This window comes from Variovorax sp. V213, assembly GCF_041154455.1.
In the GTDB taxonomy this organism is placed as follows: Bacteria; Pseudomonadota; Gammaproteobacteria; order Burkholderiales; family Burkholderiaceae_C; genus Variovorax.
The window spans coordinates 3,134,054-3,151,135 of record NZ_AP028664.1; the positions used below are offsets into that span (position 1 = coordinate 3,134,054).

Genomic DNA, 17,082 nt, shown 5'->3' on the forward strand with positions numbered 1-17,082 from the left:
AATGAATGGAAAAGTTGGATGGGCGAGTTCAGCGGTCGCGCGGCGGTGCGCGGCGGTCACGCACCGCGGCACCGCGGTTGCGGCCGGTGACGATGCGAATCTCCAGCTGCGGGTCGACATGCCCGCCGGCCCGCGCGGCGTCGACGAGCAACTGGGCACGGGCTTCCGAAGACACGATCGCAAAGCCGGTGGGGCCCCAGGAGCTTTGCCCGATGGCGGCCCCGTTGGCGCGGCTCGCGTCGGCGAACCACCGCATCAGCCGTGCGACCGCCAGGCTGGTGAAGACGCCGCCCTGCGCCGGCGCAAAGTGCTCGCCGAGCAATTGCTGCATGCGGTTGATGCCGGCGGCGAACGGCGCGAACTCCTCGCTGGCCGCGCCAGGCAGCACGCGCATCAGGACCTGATGGCAGATGTCGGCGGCGACCGCCTGCGGCAACGGCGGCAAGGACGCAATGGCATTTTTTTCGGCACCGCCCGACAGGCCCCGGTGCACAGGGTCCTGGACCACGACGATGCGCCATTCCTCCGGGAACGGAATGCGCGAGAGCAGCGGCGCCGGCAGGCCGTCTGCTCCGGGGCCGCCATCGAGCAGCAGGCCGCCGGTGTCGAAGCCCGCAATGCCGATGCCCGAGCGCAGGCCACGGCCGAGCCAGTGCGCCAGCGTCGCGGTGCCCACGTCGAGGCCGTGCCATTCGGCAAAGGCGCGACCGATGGCGGACGCGAGCTGCGTGCCCGAACCGAAGCCCGCATGCGGCGGCAGCACCTGGCACAGCCGCAAGGACAGCGGCGCATGGCACCCGCTGCGCTGCCGCAGCAGCGAGAGATGCGCGGCGGCGCGGGCCAGTTCGGCTTCGGCGGCCGGCGTGTCGGCCGCCAGGTGGTCCAACGGGGACGCCGACAGCTCGATCTCCGTGGTGAAACCGTCGATCACCACCCCGAGGCTGCCGAAGGCGCGCCCCAGGGAGCCGGAGGGATCGAGAAAACCCAGGTGCAGGCGCCCGGGAGCGCTCACACTCACCGTGCGGATACCCAGGTCGTGCCGGGGGGCGAAGGCGAGATCGGCGGAGGTCATGGGCGGTGGTGGACGGCGAGGCGAAGTCATTGACCCGCTTGTCATAGCAAGGGCCGTTCCGTCCGGGCCTCCACAGGGGCGCACCACGGCTTCGCGCGTGGAGAGGGCGGGCGATGTCCCAGGAGCGGGACACTGTGTCACGCCGCTCGGCAGCGGCAGCGAGGGGGAGGCTGCCGTGCCGCCGTCTCCTCCTCAGTCGCCCAGCACCCCCATCGCGCGGCGCTCGACGAGGTCGCTGGCGCGGCTCAGGTGCGAGTGCATGTGCGCGGCGGCCGCGTCGAGGTCGTTGTCCTCCACCGCCTCGAGAATCTGCAGGTGTTCTCGACATGACTTGTGCAGCAGGTCGATGTTCACCAGCGGGTAGTCCGACAGGTCCGCCATGCGCCGCAGCCGGTTCTGCTGCCGAACGGCATCGAGGATGAAGCGGTTGCCCGAGGCGCTGGCAAGCAGTTCGTGGAACTGCGCGTTGGCCTCGAAGAAATCCATCCACGAATGCCGCGACGCCTGGGCCAGCAGGGCGCGCTGGCGCTCCCGGCAGGCAAGCAGCCTTTCGTGGTCGACCCGGAAGCCCGGCTCGCGCAGCGCCGCGCATTCGACGGTCAGGCGGAACCGGTAGCTCTCGCGCTCGCTTTCCACCGAGTCCAGCGTTTCGGTGAACTCCCAGCGCTGGTAGTGCCGCCCGCGCAGCACGCCGTCCTGCAGCAGCGTGGTGAGCACGGTGCGCAGCAGTGTGCGCGGCACGCCGTAGCTTTGCGCAAGCTCGAGTTCGTTCACGCGGGTGGGAAGCTTGCCCGAGAGGCGATCGCGCAGCAGCCGGTAGTAGAGCGTTTTCTCCTCGTCTTCGGGCAGCTCGCGCCGCACGAGCGCCAGCGCTTCGCGGCCAGCCACCAGCGTGTAGCCGCGGTTGGGCGCATGCGCCAGCACGGCGCGCTCGTGCAGAAAGCGCAGCGCCGCGCGCACCGGCGTGCGCGAAATGCCTAGCCGACTGGCCAGGTCGGCCTCGGTCATGTGGCGGCCGTTTTCGTAGCCCCCCGCCAGCGCCTGGTCGAGGATGTAGCGGCTCACGCGCTGGGTCAGGGGCGGGATAGGTGCGATCGGCTTGTTCATCGTCGAGGGGGCCATGATCATGGCATCTTTGTATTTTTTGGCTCAAAAAACCATGTACATCTTGTGCCAAAAATACAATTTGCATTCCTAAGATCGGCCCCACGGCGACCCAGGCGACGGGTTGCTCCCAACGGAGAAACCAACTCGTGGCCCTTGCCGACACCCTGCCCTCTTCTTCCGCCGCTGCCGCGCGGACCACCGGCCTTGCGCCTTCGCTCGACGCGTTCTGGATGCCCTTCACGCCCAATCGCAAGTTCAAGCAGTCGCCCCGGCTGATCGTAGGCGGCGAAGGCCTTTACTACGACCTGGCCGACGGCCGCCGCGTGCTCGACGCCATTGCCGGCCTGTGGTGCGTGAACGCCGGCCATCGCAACCCGCGGGTCAGTGCGGCGATGAAGGCGCAGATCGACGTGCTCGACTACGCCTCCAACTTCCAGATCGGCCACCCCGCGGCCTTCGAACTGGCGCAGCGGCTCGCGCAGTTCGCGCCCGAGGGCATGAACCACGTCTTCTTCACCAACTCCGGCTCGGAGTCGGTCGACACCGCACTGAAGATCGCGCTGGCCTATCACCGGGCGCGCGGCGACGCGGGCCGCTACCGCCTCATTGGCCGCGAGCGCGCCTACCACGGCGTGGGGTTCGGCGGCATCTCGGTGGGCGGCATCGGCCGCCAGCGCAGCACCTTCGGCCCGCTGCTCAACGGCGTGGACCATCTGCCCCACACGCATGACCTGGCACGCAATGCGTTCTCGCGCGGCGAGCCCGCGCACGGCATCGAAAAAGCCGATGCGCTCGAGGCCCTGCTGGCGCTGCACGACGCCTCGACGGTGGCCGCGGTGATCGTCGAGCCCGTGGCCGGATCGACAGGCGTGCTGCCCCCGCCGCGCGGCTACCTGAAGCGCCTGCGCGAAATCTGCGACCGCCACGGCATCCTGCTGATCTTCGACGAGGTCATCACCGGCTTCGGCCGCCTGGGCGCCAACTTCGCGGCCGACCTGTTCGGCGTGACGCCCGACATCATCACCACCGCCAAGGGCCTCACCAACGGTGCCGTGCCGATGGGCGCGGTGCTGATGCGCGACGGAATCCACGATGCCTTCATGCAGGGCAGCGTCGGCGCCATCGAGCTTTCGCACGGCTACACCTATTCGGGCCATCCGCTGGCTTGCGCGGCCGCCATGGCCACGCTGGACGCCTACACCGAAGACGGCCTCATCGCCCAGGCGGCAGCGCTCTCGCCGTTCTTCGAGGACGCGATCCATGGCTTGCGCGGCCTGCCGGGCGTGATCGACATCCGCAACACGGGCCTGCTCGGCGGCATCGAGCTGCAGGCCTGGGCCGACGGTCCGGGCACGCACGCGCAAGCCGTCGCCCAGCAGTGCGCCGACCTGGGCGTGCTGGTGCGCTCGGTGGGGGACACCATCGCGCTCTCGCCACCGCTCACCATCGGGCGCGAACACATCGGGCAGATCGCGGACGCGCTGCGCACGGCCATCGCGCAGACTGCGCGCTCGACGGACAAGGAAGCATGAACATGGACATCGAATCGTTCCCCCTCTACGACGTCGAAGGCGACGCGCGCCAGTGCGGCCAGCAGTACGGCCGCGCGGCCGGCGACCGCATCGACCTGAGCCTGAAAACTTATCGCCAGGCCTTCGAGCGCGTGGGCCTTGGCTGGGACCGCACCCGTGCGCTCGCGCGCCGCTTCATGCCGCTCATCGAGGCTTTCGACGCCGGCATGATGCGCGAAATAGAGGGCTTGGCCGAAGGCGCCGGCGTGCCTGCCGAGGACATCATCGCGCTCAATGCGCGCAGCGAGATGCTCTACGCCTTTGCGCAGCTCGAAGCAACCGAGCCGCCCGACGGCTGCACCGGCGTGGTGGTAATGCCCTCCGCCGCGCGCGACGGCAAGCTCATCCACGCGCAGAACTGGGACTGGCGCGTCGAGAGCCTGGAGCTCGGCGTGGTGCTGCGCATCCAGCCGGCCAAGGGGCCGGCCATGCTGACTTTCGCGGAAGCGGGCACGCTCGCCCGCGCCGGACTCAACAGCGCCGGCATCGCGGTCACGGGTAACTTCATCAAGGCCGACAACGACGGCAAGCAGCAGGGCGTGCCGCTCGCGCTGATCCGCCGCGGCATCCTGCAGTCGGAGCTTTACGCCAACGCGCTGGGCGTGGTGTGCCGCACGGCGCGCTCGATCTCCAACAACATGATCCTCACGCACGCCGATGGCGAAGCGGTGAGCCTGGAAACCTGCCCGGAGCAGGTCTTCTGGCAGCAGCCGGAGAACGGCGTCCTGGTGCATGCCAACCACTTCAAGACGGCGGCCGCGCTGGCGCGCGTGGTGGACCGCAGCCTGGAAACCACGCCCGACTCGCTCTACCGTGACCGCCGCGTGACCGAAGCGTTGCACAAGCGCGCGGGCGACCTCACCGAACAGGACGTCCTCGACGCGCTGCAAGACCGCTTCGGCGCGCCGCGCGCCGTGTGCCGAAGCCCGAGCGCGGGCCCCGGTGGCGCCTCGTCGGCCACCGTGGCCACCATCGTGATGGACCCGGCGGCACGCAAGATGCGCATCGCACCCGCGCCCTTCAAGGCCCACCGGTTCACCGAATATTCCCTCTGACATGCCCCGCCCAGCCTTCGCCAGGAGTGTTTCCATGAAACTGCCCCGACCCAGCCCGGCCGCCGACGCGGCGCCCCTCGTTCATTCGCGCCCGCGCTGGCCGATGCGCCTCGCCGCCGCCGGGCTGTGCCTTGCAGCCGCCTCGGCCCTGGCGCAGAACGCCGCCGGCCAGACGCTGCGCATACAGATCAATTCCGACATCCGCTCGACCGACCCGGGCGGCAACCGCGACGACAACACCGACAACGTGCTGCTGCACGTGGTCGAAGGCCTGGTCGCGCTGCGCGAAGACACCTCGGTCGGCCCCATGCTGGCGAGCCGCATCGACACTTCCGCCGATGGGCTGACCTACACCTTCACGCTGCGCGACGGCGTCAAGTTCCAGAACGGCGCCACGCTGGTTGCCGACGACGTGGTGTGGAGCTGGCAGCGCTACCTGAAGCCCACCAGCGGCTGGCGCTGCCTGTCCGAGTTCGATGGCAAGGGCATGACCAAGGTGCTGTCGATCGAGGCACCCAACCCGAAGACCGTGGTCTTCAAGCTCGAGCGCGCGAGCAGCCTCTTTCTGCCGATGATGGCGCGGCCCGACTGCGGCGGCGCCGCGGTGCTGCACCGCAGCTCGGTGGGCGCCGACGGCCAGTGGAAGGAACCCATCGGCACCGGCCCCTACAAGATCAAGGAGTGGAAGCGCGGCCAGTATGTGGAGCTCACGCGTTTCGACGGTTACGTTTCGCGCGGGGAGCCGCGCGACGGATTCACCGGCGGCAAGAAGGCCGAGATCGAGAACCTGCGCTTCGCCGTCATTCCCGATTCGGCCGCCGCCAAGGCCGCGCTCTACAGCGGCGGCATCGACGCCTTCCTGAGCCCCAGCCCGTCGGACGTGATCGAGATGCGCGGGCGCAGCGACGTCATCGTCGACACCACGCCCGTGATGAGCATGGTGGCGCTGCTGCTCCAGACCACCGACCCGGTGCTGAAGGACGTGCGCGTGCGCCGCGCGCTCGCCCTGGCACTCGACACGCCCGAGATCGCGCGCACCGTGACCGAAGGCCTCTCGCCCGTCAACAACTCGGTCGTGCCCGCGTCGAGCCCCTACTACAGCAGCGCGCAGGCGAGCGGCTACAAGCGCGACCTGGGCGCGGCGAAGAAGCTGCTGGCCGAAGCGGGCTACCGGGGACAGCCGATCCGCCTGCTCGCCAACAAGCGCTACGAAGCGCTCTACTCCGCCGCCGTGCTGGTGCAGGCCATGGCGGCCGAGGCCGGCATCAACGTCGAGCTCGAAGTGCTCGACTGGGCCACCCAGCTCGACCGCTACACCAAGGGCCAATACCAGGCCATGGCCTTCATCTATTCCGCGCGCATCGATCCCTCGCTCAACTACGAGATGGTGTCGGGCCCCAAGGCAAGCCAGCCGCGCAAGGTGTGGGACAGCGCCTTCGCCCAGACCCGGCTCACCGAATCGATGACCGCGGGCGACAAGGCGCGGCGCCAGGCGCTGTTCGACGAGATGCACCGCCAGATGCTCCAGGACGTGCCGATGGTGGTGCTCTTCAACGCCAGCGATGCCACCGCCATGCGCAAGAACGTGACCGGCTTCAAGGGCTGGGCGCCCGCCAAGCCGCGGTTCTGGAACGTGCGGCTCGACACGCGCACCTGAGGCCTGCCGCCCATGCCTGCCTACATCCTGCGCCGGGTCGCGATGACGGTCCCGACGCTGCTGCTGGTCGCCGTCGCGGTCTTCACGCTGATGCGGCTGATTCCGGGCGACCCGGTCCAGCTCATGCTGGGCGAAGGCGCCGACCCCGCGCAGCTCGAACTCATGCGCCGGCAGATGGGACTCGACCAGCCGCTGCCGGCGCAGTTTCTCGTCTGGCTGCGCCACGCGCTGGCGGGCGACCTCGGCGTTTCGACCACCAACGGCCTGCCGGTGCTGCCGCTGATCCTGGAGCGCTTCCAGGTCAGCGCCGTCATCGTGCTGGCGGCGGTGGCCATTGCCACGCTCATCGCCGTGCCCGCGGGCCTCGTCGCCGCCTGGCGCAAGGACCGCGCGACCGACCTGGCCATCGTCGGCGCATCGACGCTGATGCTCTCGGTGCCCAGCTTCTGGCTCGGCCTGCTGCTGCTCATGTTCTTCGGCCAGTACCTGGGCTGGCTGCCCGTGGTCGGCTACGTGCCCATGGCGGAGAACTTCACGCAGGGCCTGCTCTACGTGATTCTTCCGGTGGTGACGCTCGCGCTGGTCGAAACCGGCGTGCTCACGCGGATGTCGCGCGCCAGCACCATCGAGATCCTGCGGCTGGAATACGTGACGCATGCACGCGCCAAGGGCGTGCCCGAAAGCCAGGTGCTGCGCCGCCACGTGCTGCCCAACGCCTTCAATCCCACGCTCACCATGATCGGGCTGATCCTCGGCCACCTGCTCAGCGGCATCGCCGTGCTCGAGACCGTGTTCACCCTGCCCGGCCTCGGCCGCCTGATGATCGATTCGATCTTCGCGCGCGACTACCCGGTGCTGCAGGGTTGCCTGTTGTTCACGGCCTGCATCTACGTGGTGATCAACCTGATCGTGGACATGTGCTACCCCTTGTTCGATCCGCGAGTGTCCGTGCAGTGATGAAATTCAAGACCCATACCCTCATCGGCGGCGCGCTGGTGGCCGGGCTCCTGGCCATGGCGCTGGTGGCCGCGGTGTGGACACCCTACAACCCGCTGGGCATCGACCTGCGCAGCAAGCTGCAGCCGCCTTCGGCCGCGCATTGGCTGGGCACCGACGAGTTCGGCCGCGACGTGGCCAGCCGCGCCATGCGCGCCGCTTCCACCAGCTGCCTGGTCGCGCTGCTCACGGTGGTGCTGGCCACCTCCATCGGCCTGCTGGCGGGCGTGGTCGCGGGCTTCGTGCGCGGCTGGACCGATCGCATGCTCATGGCGCTCAACGATGCGCTGCTGGCCTTTCCGGGCCTGCTGCTGGCGCTGGGCGTGATGGTGATCGTCGGTGCCAACCAGTGGGGCATCGTGCTGGCGCTGAGTCTGGCCTATGCCCCTTCGGTGGTGCGCGTGGTGCGGGGCACGGTGCTGTCGCTGCGCGAGCGCGAATACGTCGAGGCCTCGCGCATGATCGGCAACTCCGAGGCCTACACCATGTGGCGCCACGTGCTGCCCAACTGCATTGCGCCCGTCGCAGTGCTCGCCACCAGCATGTTCGGCTGGGTGCTGCTGTCGGAAAGCGCGCTGAGCTTTCTCGGCCTCGGCGTGCCGCCGCCCGCGCCCACCTGGGGCAACATGCTCTCGAGCGCGCGGCCGTACATGGCATCGGCCATCTGGCTCTGCGTCGTTCCGGGCCTGTGCATCGCCCTCACGCTGCTGGGCATCAACCTGCTGGGCGAATCGCTGCGCGACCGGCTCGACCCACGGACGGAAAAATCGTCATGAGCTCCGAATCGACAAGCCCACGGCCCGTGCTCTCGGTCGAGCAGCTGACCATCGCACTGCACGGCGGCGCCCAGACACTGGTGCACGGCCTCTCCTTCGACGTGCACCCGGGCGAATTTCTCGCGGTAGTCGGCGAATCCGGCAGCGGCAAGACCATGGCCGCGCGGGCCATCCTGCAGCTGCTGCCGCCCGGCATCGCACAGACCGGGGGCCGCATCGTCTTTGAAGGCGAAGACCTGAGCACGCGCGACGTGAAAGCCATGCGCCCGATCCGCGGGCCGGGCATCGGCATGGTGTTCCAGGAGCCGATGGTGTCGCTCAACCCGGTGCACCGCATCGGCGAGCAGATGGCCGAAGGCCTGCGCATGCACGGCACGCTCCCGGCAGCCGAGATTCGCACGCGCTGCCTCGACATGCTGCGCCGCGTCCAGATCGCCGAGCCCGAGCGCTGCATGGACGCCTATCCGCACGAGTTCTCCGGCGGCATGCGCCAGCGCATCATGCTGGCCAGCGTGATGCTGCTCGCGCCGCGCCTGCTGATCGCCGACGAGCCGACCACCGCGCTCGACACGCTGAGCCAGCGCGAAGTGCTCGACCTGATGGTGGGCCTCGCGAAAGACCAGGGCACGGCCGTGCTGCTGATCACCCACAACCTCGGCCTGGTGGGGCGCTATGCGCAGCGCGCCATCGTGCTGGAGAAGGGCCGGCTGGTCGAGACCGGCGACGTGCCCGGCATCCTGGTTGCGCCGAAGCAGCCCTACACCCGCAAGCTGGTCGACGCATTGCCGCGCCGCCAGGCAGGCAAACCACCCGCCGCCACGCCCCCGCAGCCGCTGGTGCAGGTGCGCGGCCTGAGCGTGAGCTACCCCGGCGCACGCGCGGGCCTGTTCAGGCGCCACCCGCCGCAGCGCGTGATCGATTCGCTCGACCTCGACATCCATGCGGGCGAGATGGTTGCGCTGGTGGGCGGCAGCGGCTCGGGCAAGACCACGCTTGGCCGCGCGATTCTGCGGCTGGCGGCGTCGCAAGACGGCCAGATCCTGTTTCGCGGCGAAGACGTGCGCGGCGCCGGCCGCGCGGCGCTGCACCGCTTCCGCCTGGCGTGCCAGCTCGTGTTCCAGGACCCGTTCTCCTCGCTCGATCCGCGCATGCGCGTTCAGGACATCGTGGCCGAGCCGCTGCGCCACGTGCGCGAACTCGATGCACAGGCGCGTGTGCGCCGCGTGCATGAAACGCTCGACGAAGTGGGCCTGGAGCAGCTCGGCGCGCGGTACCCGCACGAGCTCTCGGGCGGCCAGCGACAGCGGGTGGCGATTGCGCGGGCCCTGGTCAGACGCCCCGCTTTCGTGGTGGCGGACGAACCTGTCTCGGCCCTCGACATGACCATCCAGGCCCAGGTGCTGCGCCTGTTCCAGAGCCTGCAGGCGCACCACGGCTTCGCCTGCCTCTTCATCAGCCACGACCTGGCCGCGGTAGAGCAGATTGCCGACCGCGTCATCGTGATGGAACGCGGCCGCATCGTGGAACAGGGCACGCGCGACGCGGTGTTCGATGCGCCACGCCATGGCTACACACGGGCACTGCTCGAGGCCACGCCGCGGCCGCTCGCCTCGCCCGAAAAGGAGCCCTTCGCCGAGAAAATCTTCGCGTGAGCGGCGCGGCACAATCGCCAGCGTGCCGCTCTTCGAACACAGCCTGCCTGCCGGCCTCGCGTTGGCCCTCGCCTTCGCCGCGCCCATGGCGCGAGCGGCGGACCCCGTGCTGCTCGTCACCGCCCCGGCCGCCCTGCACGTCGCCGAAAAATCCGGCGCCGGCTTCGCCCACTGGTTCGGCAAAGCACCCGCTTCGGCCGACGGCATCACGACCAACCAGGCGCTGATGCGCTCATCAGCCTGGCAATCCATCGCCACGCCGCTCGGCAACAGCATCGCTCGCATCCAGCGCGGCGACCGGCAGGCCGGCGTCGGGATCTCGCGCTATCCGCACCGGCTGTTCGATGCGCGCTGGCTCGCGAGCCCGGATGCCTTCTTCGAGCTCGTGGGCGTTGCCAACCGAATGGACCGCCGGCCGTTCCAGAACGGCGCCTGTGGCGAAACCCGGCTGGTGTACCGGCTCGCCTATCGCACGCCCGCGATGCAGTCGCGTCTGCCGATGACGATCAATGTCGAACTGCGAGGCGACGCACCCGACGTCGATGGCAGCTGCGCCGGCACCGCGCGACGCTGGCAGCCACCGCAGCCTTCGATGACGGACGAAGCGCTCGGCCGCTGGCTGATATCGCCCGAGGGTCCGCTGGCGCCGCAGCGCCTTGCGCCGGCACGCATCGCGCAGATCACGACCAATCTGCAGAGCGTGCGCTGGCCCTCCGCTGTGCGGCCCGACCTCGGCGGCCATGCGGAGTACATGCTGCGTGCTTTCCGCTGGAATGCCGGCGCGCAACGCTTCGATGTGGCAACGCTCGAAAACACGCCCGATGTCGCGCGGCTCAAGACCAACGCCCCGCTGCGCAAGGAACTGCAGCAGTGGCTGCGGCAGCCCGCCAACCTGCGCGCACTGGACCAAGCCACGCTGCTGCTGCCCGATAAGTTCCTGGCGACCGAAGCCATCTCGGTGGCGCCGCACGGACTGGAACGGCTGGCCAATCGGCCGTTCGCCCAGATTTTTTCAGCCCGTGAATGGCAGGCCGTGCCCGACAGCCGCACTTTGCAATCGCCGCAGGCGGTGCTACGCCGCCTCGACGATCTCAGCTGCGTGGGCTGCCACCAGAGCCGCGCGGTCGCGGGCTTTCATTTGCTCGGTGTCGACCGGCGCGGTGCATCGCGCACTTTCACGGCGGGCAACGCACTGGCGCTGCCGCATTCGCCCCACCTGGAAGACGAACTGGCGCGGCGGGGCCGCTATGTGCATGCCGCGCTCTCGACGCCCCAACCCGATCCGTTCCGGCCGCTCGCCGAAGCCGACGACGCGAACGCCGCGCCCGAAAAGGCCACGGTCGGCGCGAGCTGCGAGCCCGCCCGCATCACGCAATCCGCCAACCCGTGGCTGGACCGCGCCGAGAAATTGCCGCGCGTTGCCTGCGAAGGTGCGCTCTCCGTGTGCGAGAAGACCTCGGTCGGCTTTCCCGGCGGCATGTGCTCGGGCCCTTGCGATCCGCTCGACAAGAACGGCACCTGCGGCGGCATCGCCATCCTCAGCGACTTCAACCAGTGTCTGGCGGCGAACAAGCCCTTTGGCGAATGCCTGGGCAAGCACACGCGGCCCGGCAACCTGCGCAGCTGCTCGGCGCAGCAGCCCTGTCGCGACGACTTCATCTGCGCCCAGGCCGAGGGCCAACCCGAAGGTCGCGGGGCCTGCATACCGCCCTACTTTCTCTTCCAGATGCGGGTGGACGGGCACTCCTGACGCGCAATGCTCGTCCGTCGGCCCTGCGCGTCATCCTTTGGGTGACAACTTCCGGCCTATGGACAGGGCACAGGCTGGCGGTTCAGCATCGATCTCTTGCCAATTTGATTGGCGGGCAGCGCCTTCCTCGAAGTTGCACTGCTCCTAACGGCGTAATTTTCCGACCAAGGAGGTTTTTATGCCTGCGTTGAATATGACGGCCGGCTCGACCGTTACTCTTGACGAATCCGCCACTTTGCAGAACCTTGCCGCTACACCCGCTGTTGCGGGGGACAGTAACGACAATGACATTTCCGCAAGCTCGCTGCCGACGGCCTTCAGCAGTCGCCTGACAGCGCAGAGCGTAGGAACCGCCATCAACGCCGCGCTGAGCGGCTATGACGGCACCAATACCGGCACCAACGCATTCACATTCAGCGTGTCCGGCACCGTCACCGATGTTTCATTCACGGACGCGAACGGCGCCCCGCTCAATGGCGTCGACAGCGGCCTCAATACCACCGACGGCGAAGATATCTTCCTGTACACCGACACAACCAACAACAACATCGTCTATGGGAAAACGGCTCTGAATGTCGTCGTGTTCGCGGCTTACCTGGAGGAAACGGGAACCCCGGTGACGGGCGCCAAGCTCTGGACGGTTCAATATGAAGCGATATCGAATCCGGATGCTTCGAACCCGGACGACCCCGTCAATCTCGCGGACAAGATGTTTGTTTCGGTCACCTCGGATGGCGCGTTTTCATTTTCCAATGTGCCCTCAGGCCAGAACCTGTTCGCGATGTTCGGCGATGCGAGCGCCGCCATCGTCGTGACTGGCAAGAATCCGGCGAATGAATCGGCCGGCGTCAATTTCAACAGCGGGGACACGGTCAATTCCAGTCAGGGCGGCGGGCTCACGAGCCTGGGTACCAACAACCAGATGATTGATCCTCCCGGCGGCAAGAATCCTGCCGAAGGGATGTATTTCACTTTCGTCACGGGTGCCAACATCGACAACACGGTTCCCAATCTCGATCAGAACGAGGCCGACGAAGAATCGAACATCGATTTCACCGGGCTTATCGGCACCAGTTCGGCAGCTTTCAAGGTCGCGCAATTGCAGCCCAATAAAGCGGCCACTCTCAAGATCAGTGCCTTTACGACGGTGCTGGCGACTGGCGACAATTATGTGGACAACCTTCAGAATAATACGGCGGTCAATATCAGCTCGGTCGTCGTCCGTGATTCGGCCGGAAACCTGGTGACGGGCCTGTCCATTGATCTCAGCGGCGACACCGCTGTGATCAGCGGAATCAAGGCCGGCTATGTGATCGAATACCAGACGAGTGCCGACCACAATCGCGTATTGATTGAAAACGTCGGCTCGACCGACAACAATTTCAACGCCAGTTTCGACATCGGTGGATTCAGTCTTCCCCAGACCGTGCAGGCGACGGGAGAAGTCGGCTCCATGATGGTCTTCGAGGACGACGGCCCGTCCGTCGTGCTGGCAGCGCCTACCGACACGGCGGTGCTCAACACGCAGGATGCCGACACCGTCGGCGCGGCCACCGACTCCGACACGCAGGACTTCTCGACCGCCTTCGGCGTGACATCGAGCAGCTACGGCGCCGACGGGCCGGGCACCACCACTTCGAGCTTCGCACTCGGCGTGGCCACGCAGGGCGGCGACTCCGGGCTCAAGAGCGATGGCGCCACCATCTACCTGTACGTGGTGAGCGGCAAGGTCATCGGTTCGACGTCCGCCACCGAAGCCGGCATCACGGCGGGCAACACCATCTTCGACGTCGCCGTCAGCGCGGCCGGCTCGGTGACGCTGCAGCAGTTCGCCGAGATCGATCACGCGCTGCCGGGTGATTCGTCCAACTACGCGGCCCAGGAGGCCACGCTGGCCGACACGCTGGTCACCCTGACCAACACGGTGACGGTCACCGACGGGGACGGCGACACCGCGACCGATTCCGAGGTGCTCAACATCGGCGCCAACATCCGGTTCGATGACGATGGCCCGTCCATCGTGCTGGCAGTGCCTACCGACACGGCGGTGCTCAACACGCAGGATGCCGACACCGTCGGCGCGGCCACCGACTCCGACACGCAGGACTTCTCGACCGCCTTCGGCGTGACATCGAGCAGCTACGGCGCCGACGGGCCGGGCACCACCACTTCGAGCTTCGCACTCGGCGTGGCCACGCAGGGCGGCGACTCCGGGCTCAAGAGCGATGGCGCCACCATCTACCTGTACGTGGTGAGCGGCAAGGTCATCGGTTCGACGTCCGCCACCGAAGCCGGCATCACGGCGGGCAACACCATCTTCGACGTCGCCGTCAGTGGCTCAGGCTCGGTGACGCTGCAGCAGTTCGCCGAGATCGATCACGCGCTGCCGGGTGATTCGTCCAACTACGCGGCCCAGGAGGCCACGCTGGCCGACACGCTGGTCACCCTGACCAACACGGTGACGGTCACCGACGGGGACGGCGACACCGCGACCGATTCCGAGGTGCTCAACATCGGCGCCAACATCCGGTTCGATGACGATGGCCCGTCCGTCGTGCTGGCAGCGCCTACCGACACGGCGGTGCTCAACACGCAGGACGCCGACACCATCGGCGCGGCCACCGACTCCGACACGCAGGACTTCTCGACCGCCTTCGGCGTGACATCGAGCAGCTACGGCGCCGACGGGCCGGGCACCACCACTTCGAGCTTCGCACTCGGCGTGGCCACGCAGGGCGGCGACTCCGGGCTCAAGAGCGATGGCGCCACCATCAGGCTGTACCTGGTGGCCGGCAAGGCCATCGGTTCGACGTCCGCCACCGAAGCCGGCATCACGGCGGGCAACACCATCTTCGACGTCGCCGTCAGCGCGGCCGGCTCGGTGACGCTGCAGCAGTTCGCCGAGATCGATCACGCGCTGCCGGGTGATTCGTCCAACTACGCGGCCCAGGAGGCCACGCTGGCCGACACGCTGGTCACCCTGACCAACACGGTGACGGTCACCGACGGGGACGGCGACACCGCGACCGATTCCGAGGTGCTCAACATCGGCGCCAACATCCGGTTCGATGACGATGGCCCGTCCATCGTGCTGGCAGTGCCTACCGACACGGCGGTGCTCAACACGCAGGACGCCGACACCATCGGCGCGGCCACCGACTCCGACACGCAGGACTTCTCGACCGCCTTCGGCGTGACATCGAGCAGCTACGGCGCCGACGGGCCGGGCACCACCACTTCGAGCTTCGCACTCGGCGTGGCCACGCAGGGCGGCGACTCCGGGCTCAAGAGCGATGGCGCCACCATCTACCTGTACGTGGTGAGCGGCAAGGTCATCGGTTCGACGTCCGCCACCGAAGCCGGCATCACGGCGGGCAACACCATCTTCGACGTCGCCGTCAGTGGCTCCGGCTCGGTGACGCTGCAGCAGTTCGCCGAGATCGATCACGCGCTGCCGGGTGATTCGTCCAACTACGCGGCCCAGGAGGCCACGCTGGCCGACACGCTGGTCACCCTGACCAACACGGTGACGATCACCGACGGGGACGGCGACACCGCGACCGATTCCGAGGTGCTCAACATCGGCGCCAACATCCGGTTCGATGACGATGGCCCGTCCGTCGTGCTGGCAGCGCCTACCGACACGGCGGTGCTCAACACGCAGGACGCCGACACCATCGGCGCGGCCACCGACTCCGACACGCAGGACTTCTCGACCGCCTTCGGCGTGACATCGAGCAGCTACGGCGCCGACGGGCCGGGCACCACCACTTCGAGCTTCGCACTCGGCGTGGCCACGCAGGGCGGCGACTCCGGGCTCAAGAGCGATGGCGCCACCATCAGGCTGTACCTGGTGGCCGGCAAGGCCATCGGATCGACTTCGGCCACCGAGGCTGGCATCACCGTGGGCAACACCATCTTCGACCTCGCCGTCAGCGCGGCCGGTTCGGTGACCTTGCAGCAGTTCGCCGAGATCGACCACGCGCTGCCAGGCGTGGGGTCGAACTATGCGGCCCAGGAGGCCACGCTGACCGACACGCTGATCACCCTGACCAACACGGTGACGATCACCGACGGGGATGGCGATACGGCGAGCGATTCCAAGGTGCTCAACATCGGCGCCAACATCCGGTTCGATGACGACGGCCCGACGGTGACCGCCATCTCCGACCTCACCGGAGCAAACGACGGCCTGCCCATTGCCGGAACCTACAACTTCTCCGTGGGCGCCGACGACGTGGACAACGCGTCGACCGATGGCATCGTGCTGACTGGCCTGACCGGGACGACCGGCGGCGGCCGGCCGATCACCGACGCGGCCGTCACGCACTTTGCGGAAGATGCCACCTCGGTCACCTACCATTTCAGTTTCAACTACTACCCGGGGCCCACGTCGACCACGACGCAGGCGGCAACCGGCACGGTCGTCTTCAACAAGACCGACGGTACCTTCGCCTTTGACATGGATCAGCTCATCGGTGGACAAACGACGTTCTCCACGAGCTCGCCGCAGGCCTCCTTCAACTACGACACCGAAGGCAACAACTCACCAGAGATCGTGGTTCAGCAGTACAGCAGCGACTTCTTCGGCGTGCTGTCCGCCAGTTCCGCCAAGCCTCCGAGCGACACCGGCGATCTGATGTCGGGCAACGATCACGCGTTTGCGACGGGCGAAATCTTCACCAGCGAGAGTAAGGCCTTCGTCAACGTCGCAACCAACACCCTCGGGGTCAACTCCGACACCGTCCAGGCTGGCGAGTTGCTGAACTTCGACTTCTACAGGTCGAATCCGGTGAGCGATCCCAACCTGACGAGTCCGCCGCAACGGCCCAACGCGACGATCGTCGGCACGGACAAGGCCTATGCCGACGCGATCAACATCACGATCGATCAGATCACGGACGGTGAAGACGTGGCTATCCTTTTGAAGTTGTTCGATGCATCAACCAACACCACCACGACCCGGCTGCTGATCGCCAACTCCGCGACGGACTATCAATCGGCCGGAGGAGGCACGAAGATCGTCAGCATCGGCGAGGACGACTACGACAGTGCCACCTACCAGATCGCGGGCGTGCAGGTCCTGAGCAGCACCGAAGACCTCACCGGCACGGGCGTCAGCCTGAGTACCCACAACGCGGTGAACCTGACCGCGGCCGGCTCGAACTATGCCGATACGGCGGACAACGATGTGTTCAAGATCATAAAGATCGATGTGATCACACAAACGACCATCAACTCGGACGTGGACCTGAACTTTGCAGGCCAGCTGATCGACGGCGATGCCGACTACGCGAACTTCGACTTCGACGTCCACCTGGAGATCGATGGCATCGCCAACCTGATCGCCACAACCAACCAGCCAGAAGCGATCGCGTAGCGCGCTCCACGGCAAGGGGGGGCGGCAGAAATGCTGCCCCTTCTTATCTGGCCTGCGCCAGGTGTA

The 17,082-nt window shown here is 67.5% G+C and carries 10 protein-coding genes; 8 read left to right on the forward strand and 2 right to left on the reverse strand.

Going from position 1 to position 17,082, the window contains the following annotated elements; genetic code table 11:
• Nucleotides 1-28: 28 nt before the first annotated feature.
• Nucleotides 29-1,072 (reverse strand): beta-ribofuranosylaminobenzene 5'-phosphate synthase family protein, encoded by a 1,044-nt coding sequence (locus ACAM55_RS14940; RefSeq protein WP_369652312.1) that lies wholly within the window; start codon nt 1,070-1,072, stop codon nt 29-31.
• A 192-nt stretch (nt 1,073-1,264) separates the two neighbouring features.
• Nucleotides 1,265-2,200, reverse strand: a complete 936-nt coding sequence (locus tag ACAM55_RS14945; protein ID WP_369652313.1) for a GntR family transcriptional regulator — start codon at nt 2,198-2,200, stop codon at nt 1,265-1,267.
• Nucleotides 2,201-2,409: 209 nt separating this feature from the next.
• On the opposite strand from ACAM55_RS14945, the gene ACAM55_RS14950 reads away from it, so the two are divergent.
• The 8 genes from ACAM55_RS14950 to ACAM55_RS14985 all read left to right on the forward strand — a co-directional run bounded on the left by ACAM55_RS14950 (nt 2,410) and on the right by ACAM55_RS14985 (nt 17,016).
• Nucleotides 2,410-3,711: an aspartate aminotransferase family protein gene (locus ACAM55_RS14950; protein WP_369656404.1), complete on the forward strand. Its 1,302-nt coding sequence runs from the start codon at nt 2,410-2,412 to the stop codon at nt 3,709-3,711.
• Between the two features lie 2 nt (nt 3,712-3,713).
• The gene (locus tag ACAM55_RS14955) at nt 3,714-4,805 is read left to right on the forward strand and encodes a C45 family autoproteolytic acyltransferase/hydolase (RefSeq protein WP_369652314.1); all 1,092 of its coding nucleotides are present in this window, start codon (nt 3,714-3,716) and stop codon (nt 4,803-4,805) included.
• 34 nt (nt 4,806-4,839) lie between these two features.
• A complete protein-coding gene (locus tag ACAM55_RS14960; protein ID WP_369652315.1) occupies nt 4,840-6,462 on the forward strand; it encodes an ABC transporter substrate-binding protein in 1,623 nt (540 codons plus the stop codon).
• 12 nt (nt 6,463-6,474) lie between these two features.
• The gene (locus ACAM55_RS14965; RefSeq protein WP_369652316.1) at nt 6,475-7,419 is read left to right on the forward strand and encodes an ABC transporter permease; all 945 of its coding nucleotides are present in this window, start codon (nt 6,475-6,477) and stop codon (nt 7,417-7,419) included.
• Nucleotides 7,419-8,234, forward strand: coding sequence for an ABC transporter permease (locus tag ACAM55_RS14970; RefSeq protein WP_369652317.1), 816 nt, complete (start codon nt 7,419-7,421; stop codon nt 8,232-8,234). The genes ACAM55_RS14965 and ACAM55_RS14970 overlap by 1 nt, the downstream gene beginning before the upstream one ends.
• Nucleotides 8,231-9,886, forward strand: a complete 1,656-nt coding sequence (locus ACAM55_RS14975) for an ABC transporter ATP-binding protein (protein WP_369652318.1) — start codon at nt 8,231-8,233, stop codon at nt 9,884-9,886. Before ACAM55_RS14970 ends, ACAM55_RS14975 begins: the two co-directional genes overlap by 4 nt.
• 22 nt (nt 9,887-9,908) lie before the next feature.
• A complete protein-coding gene (locus ACAM55_RS14980; RefSeq protein ID WP_369652319.1) occupies nt 9,909-11,636 on the forward strand; it encodes a hypothetical protein in 1,728 nt (575 codons plus the stop codon).
• 178 nt (nt 11,637-11,814) lie between these two features.
• Nucleotides 11,815-17,016, forward strand: a complete 5,202-nt coding sequence (locus ACAM55_RS14985) for a beta strand repeat-containing protein (protein ID WP_369652320.1) — start codon at nt 11,815-11,817, stop codon at nt 17,014-17,016.
• Nucleotides 17,017-17,082: the final 66 nt, after the last annotated feature.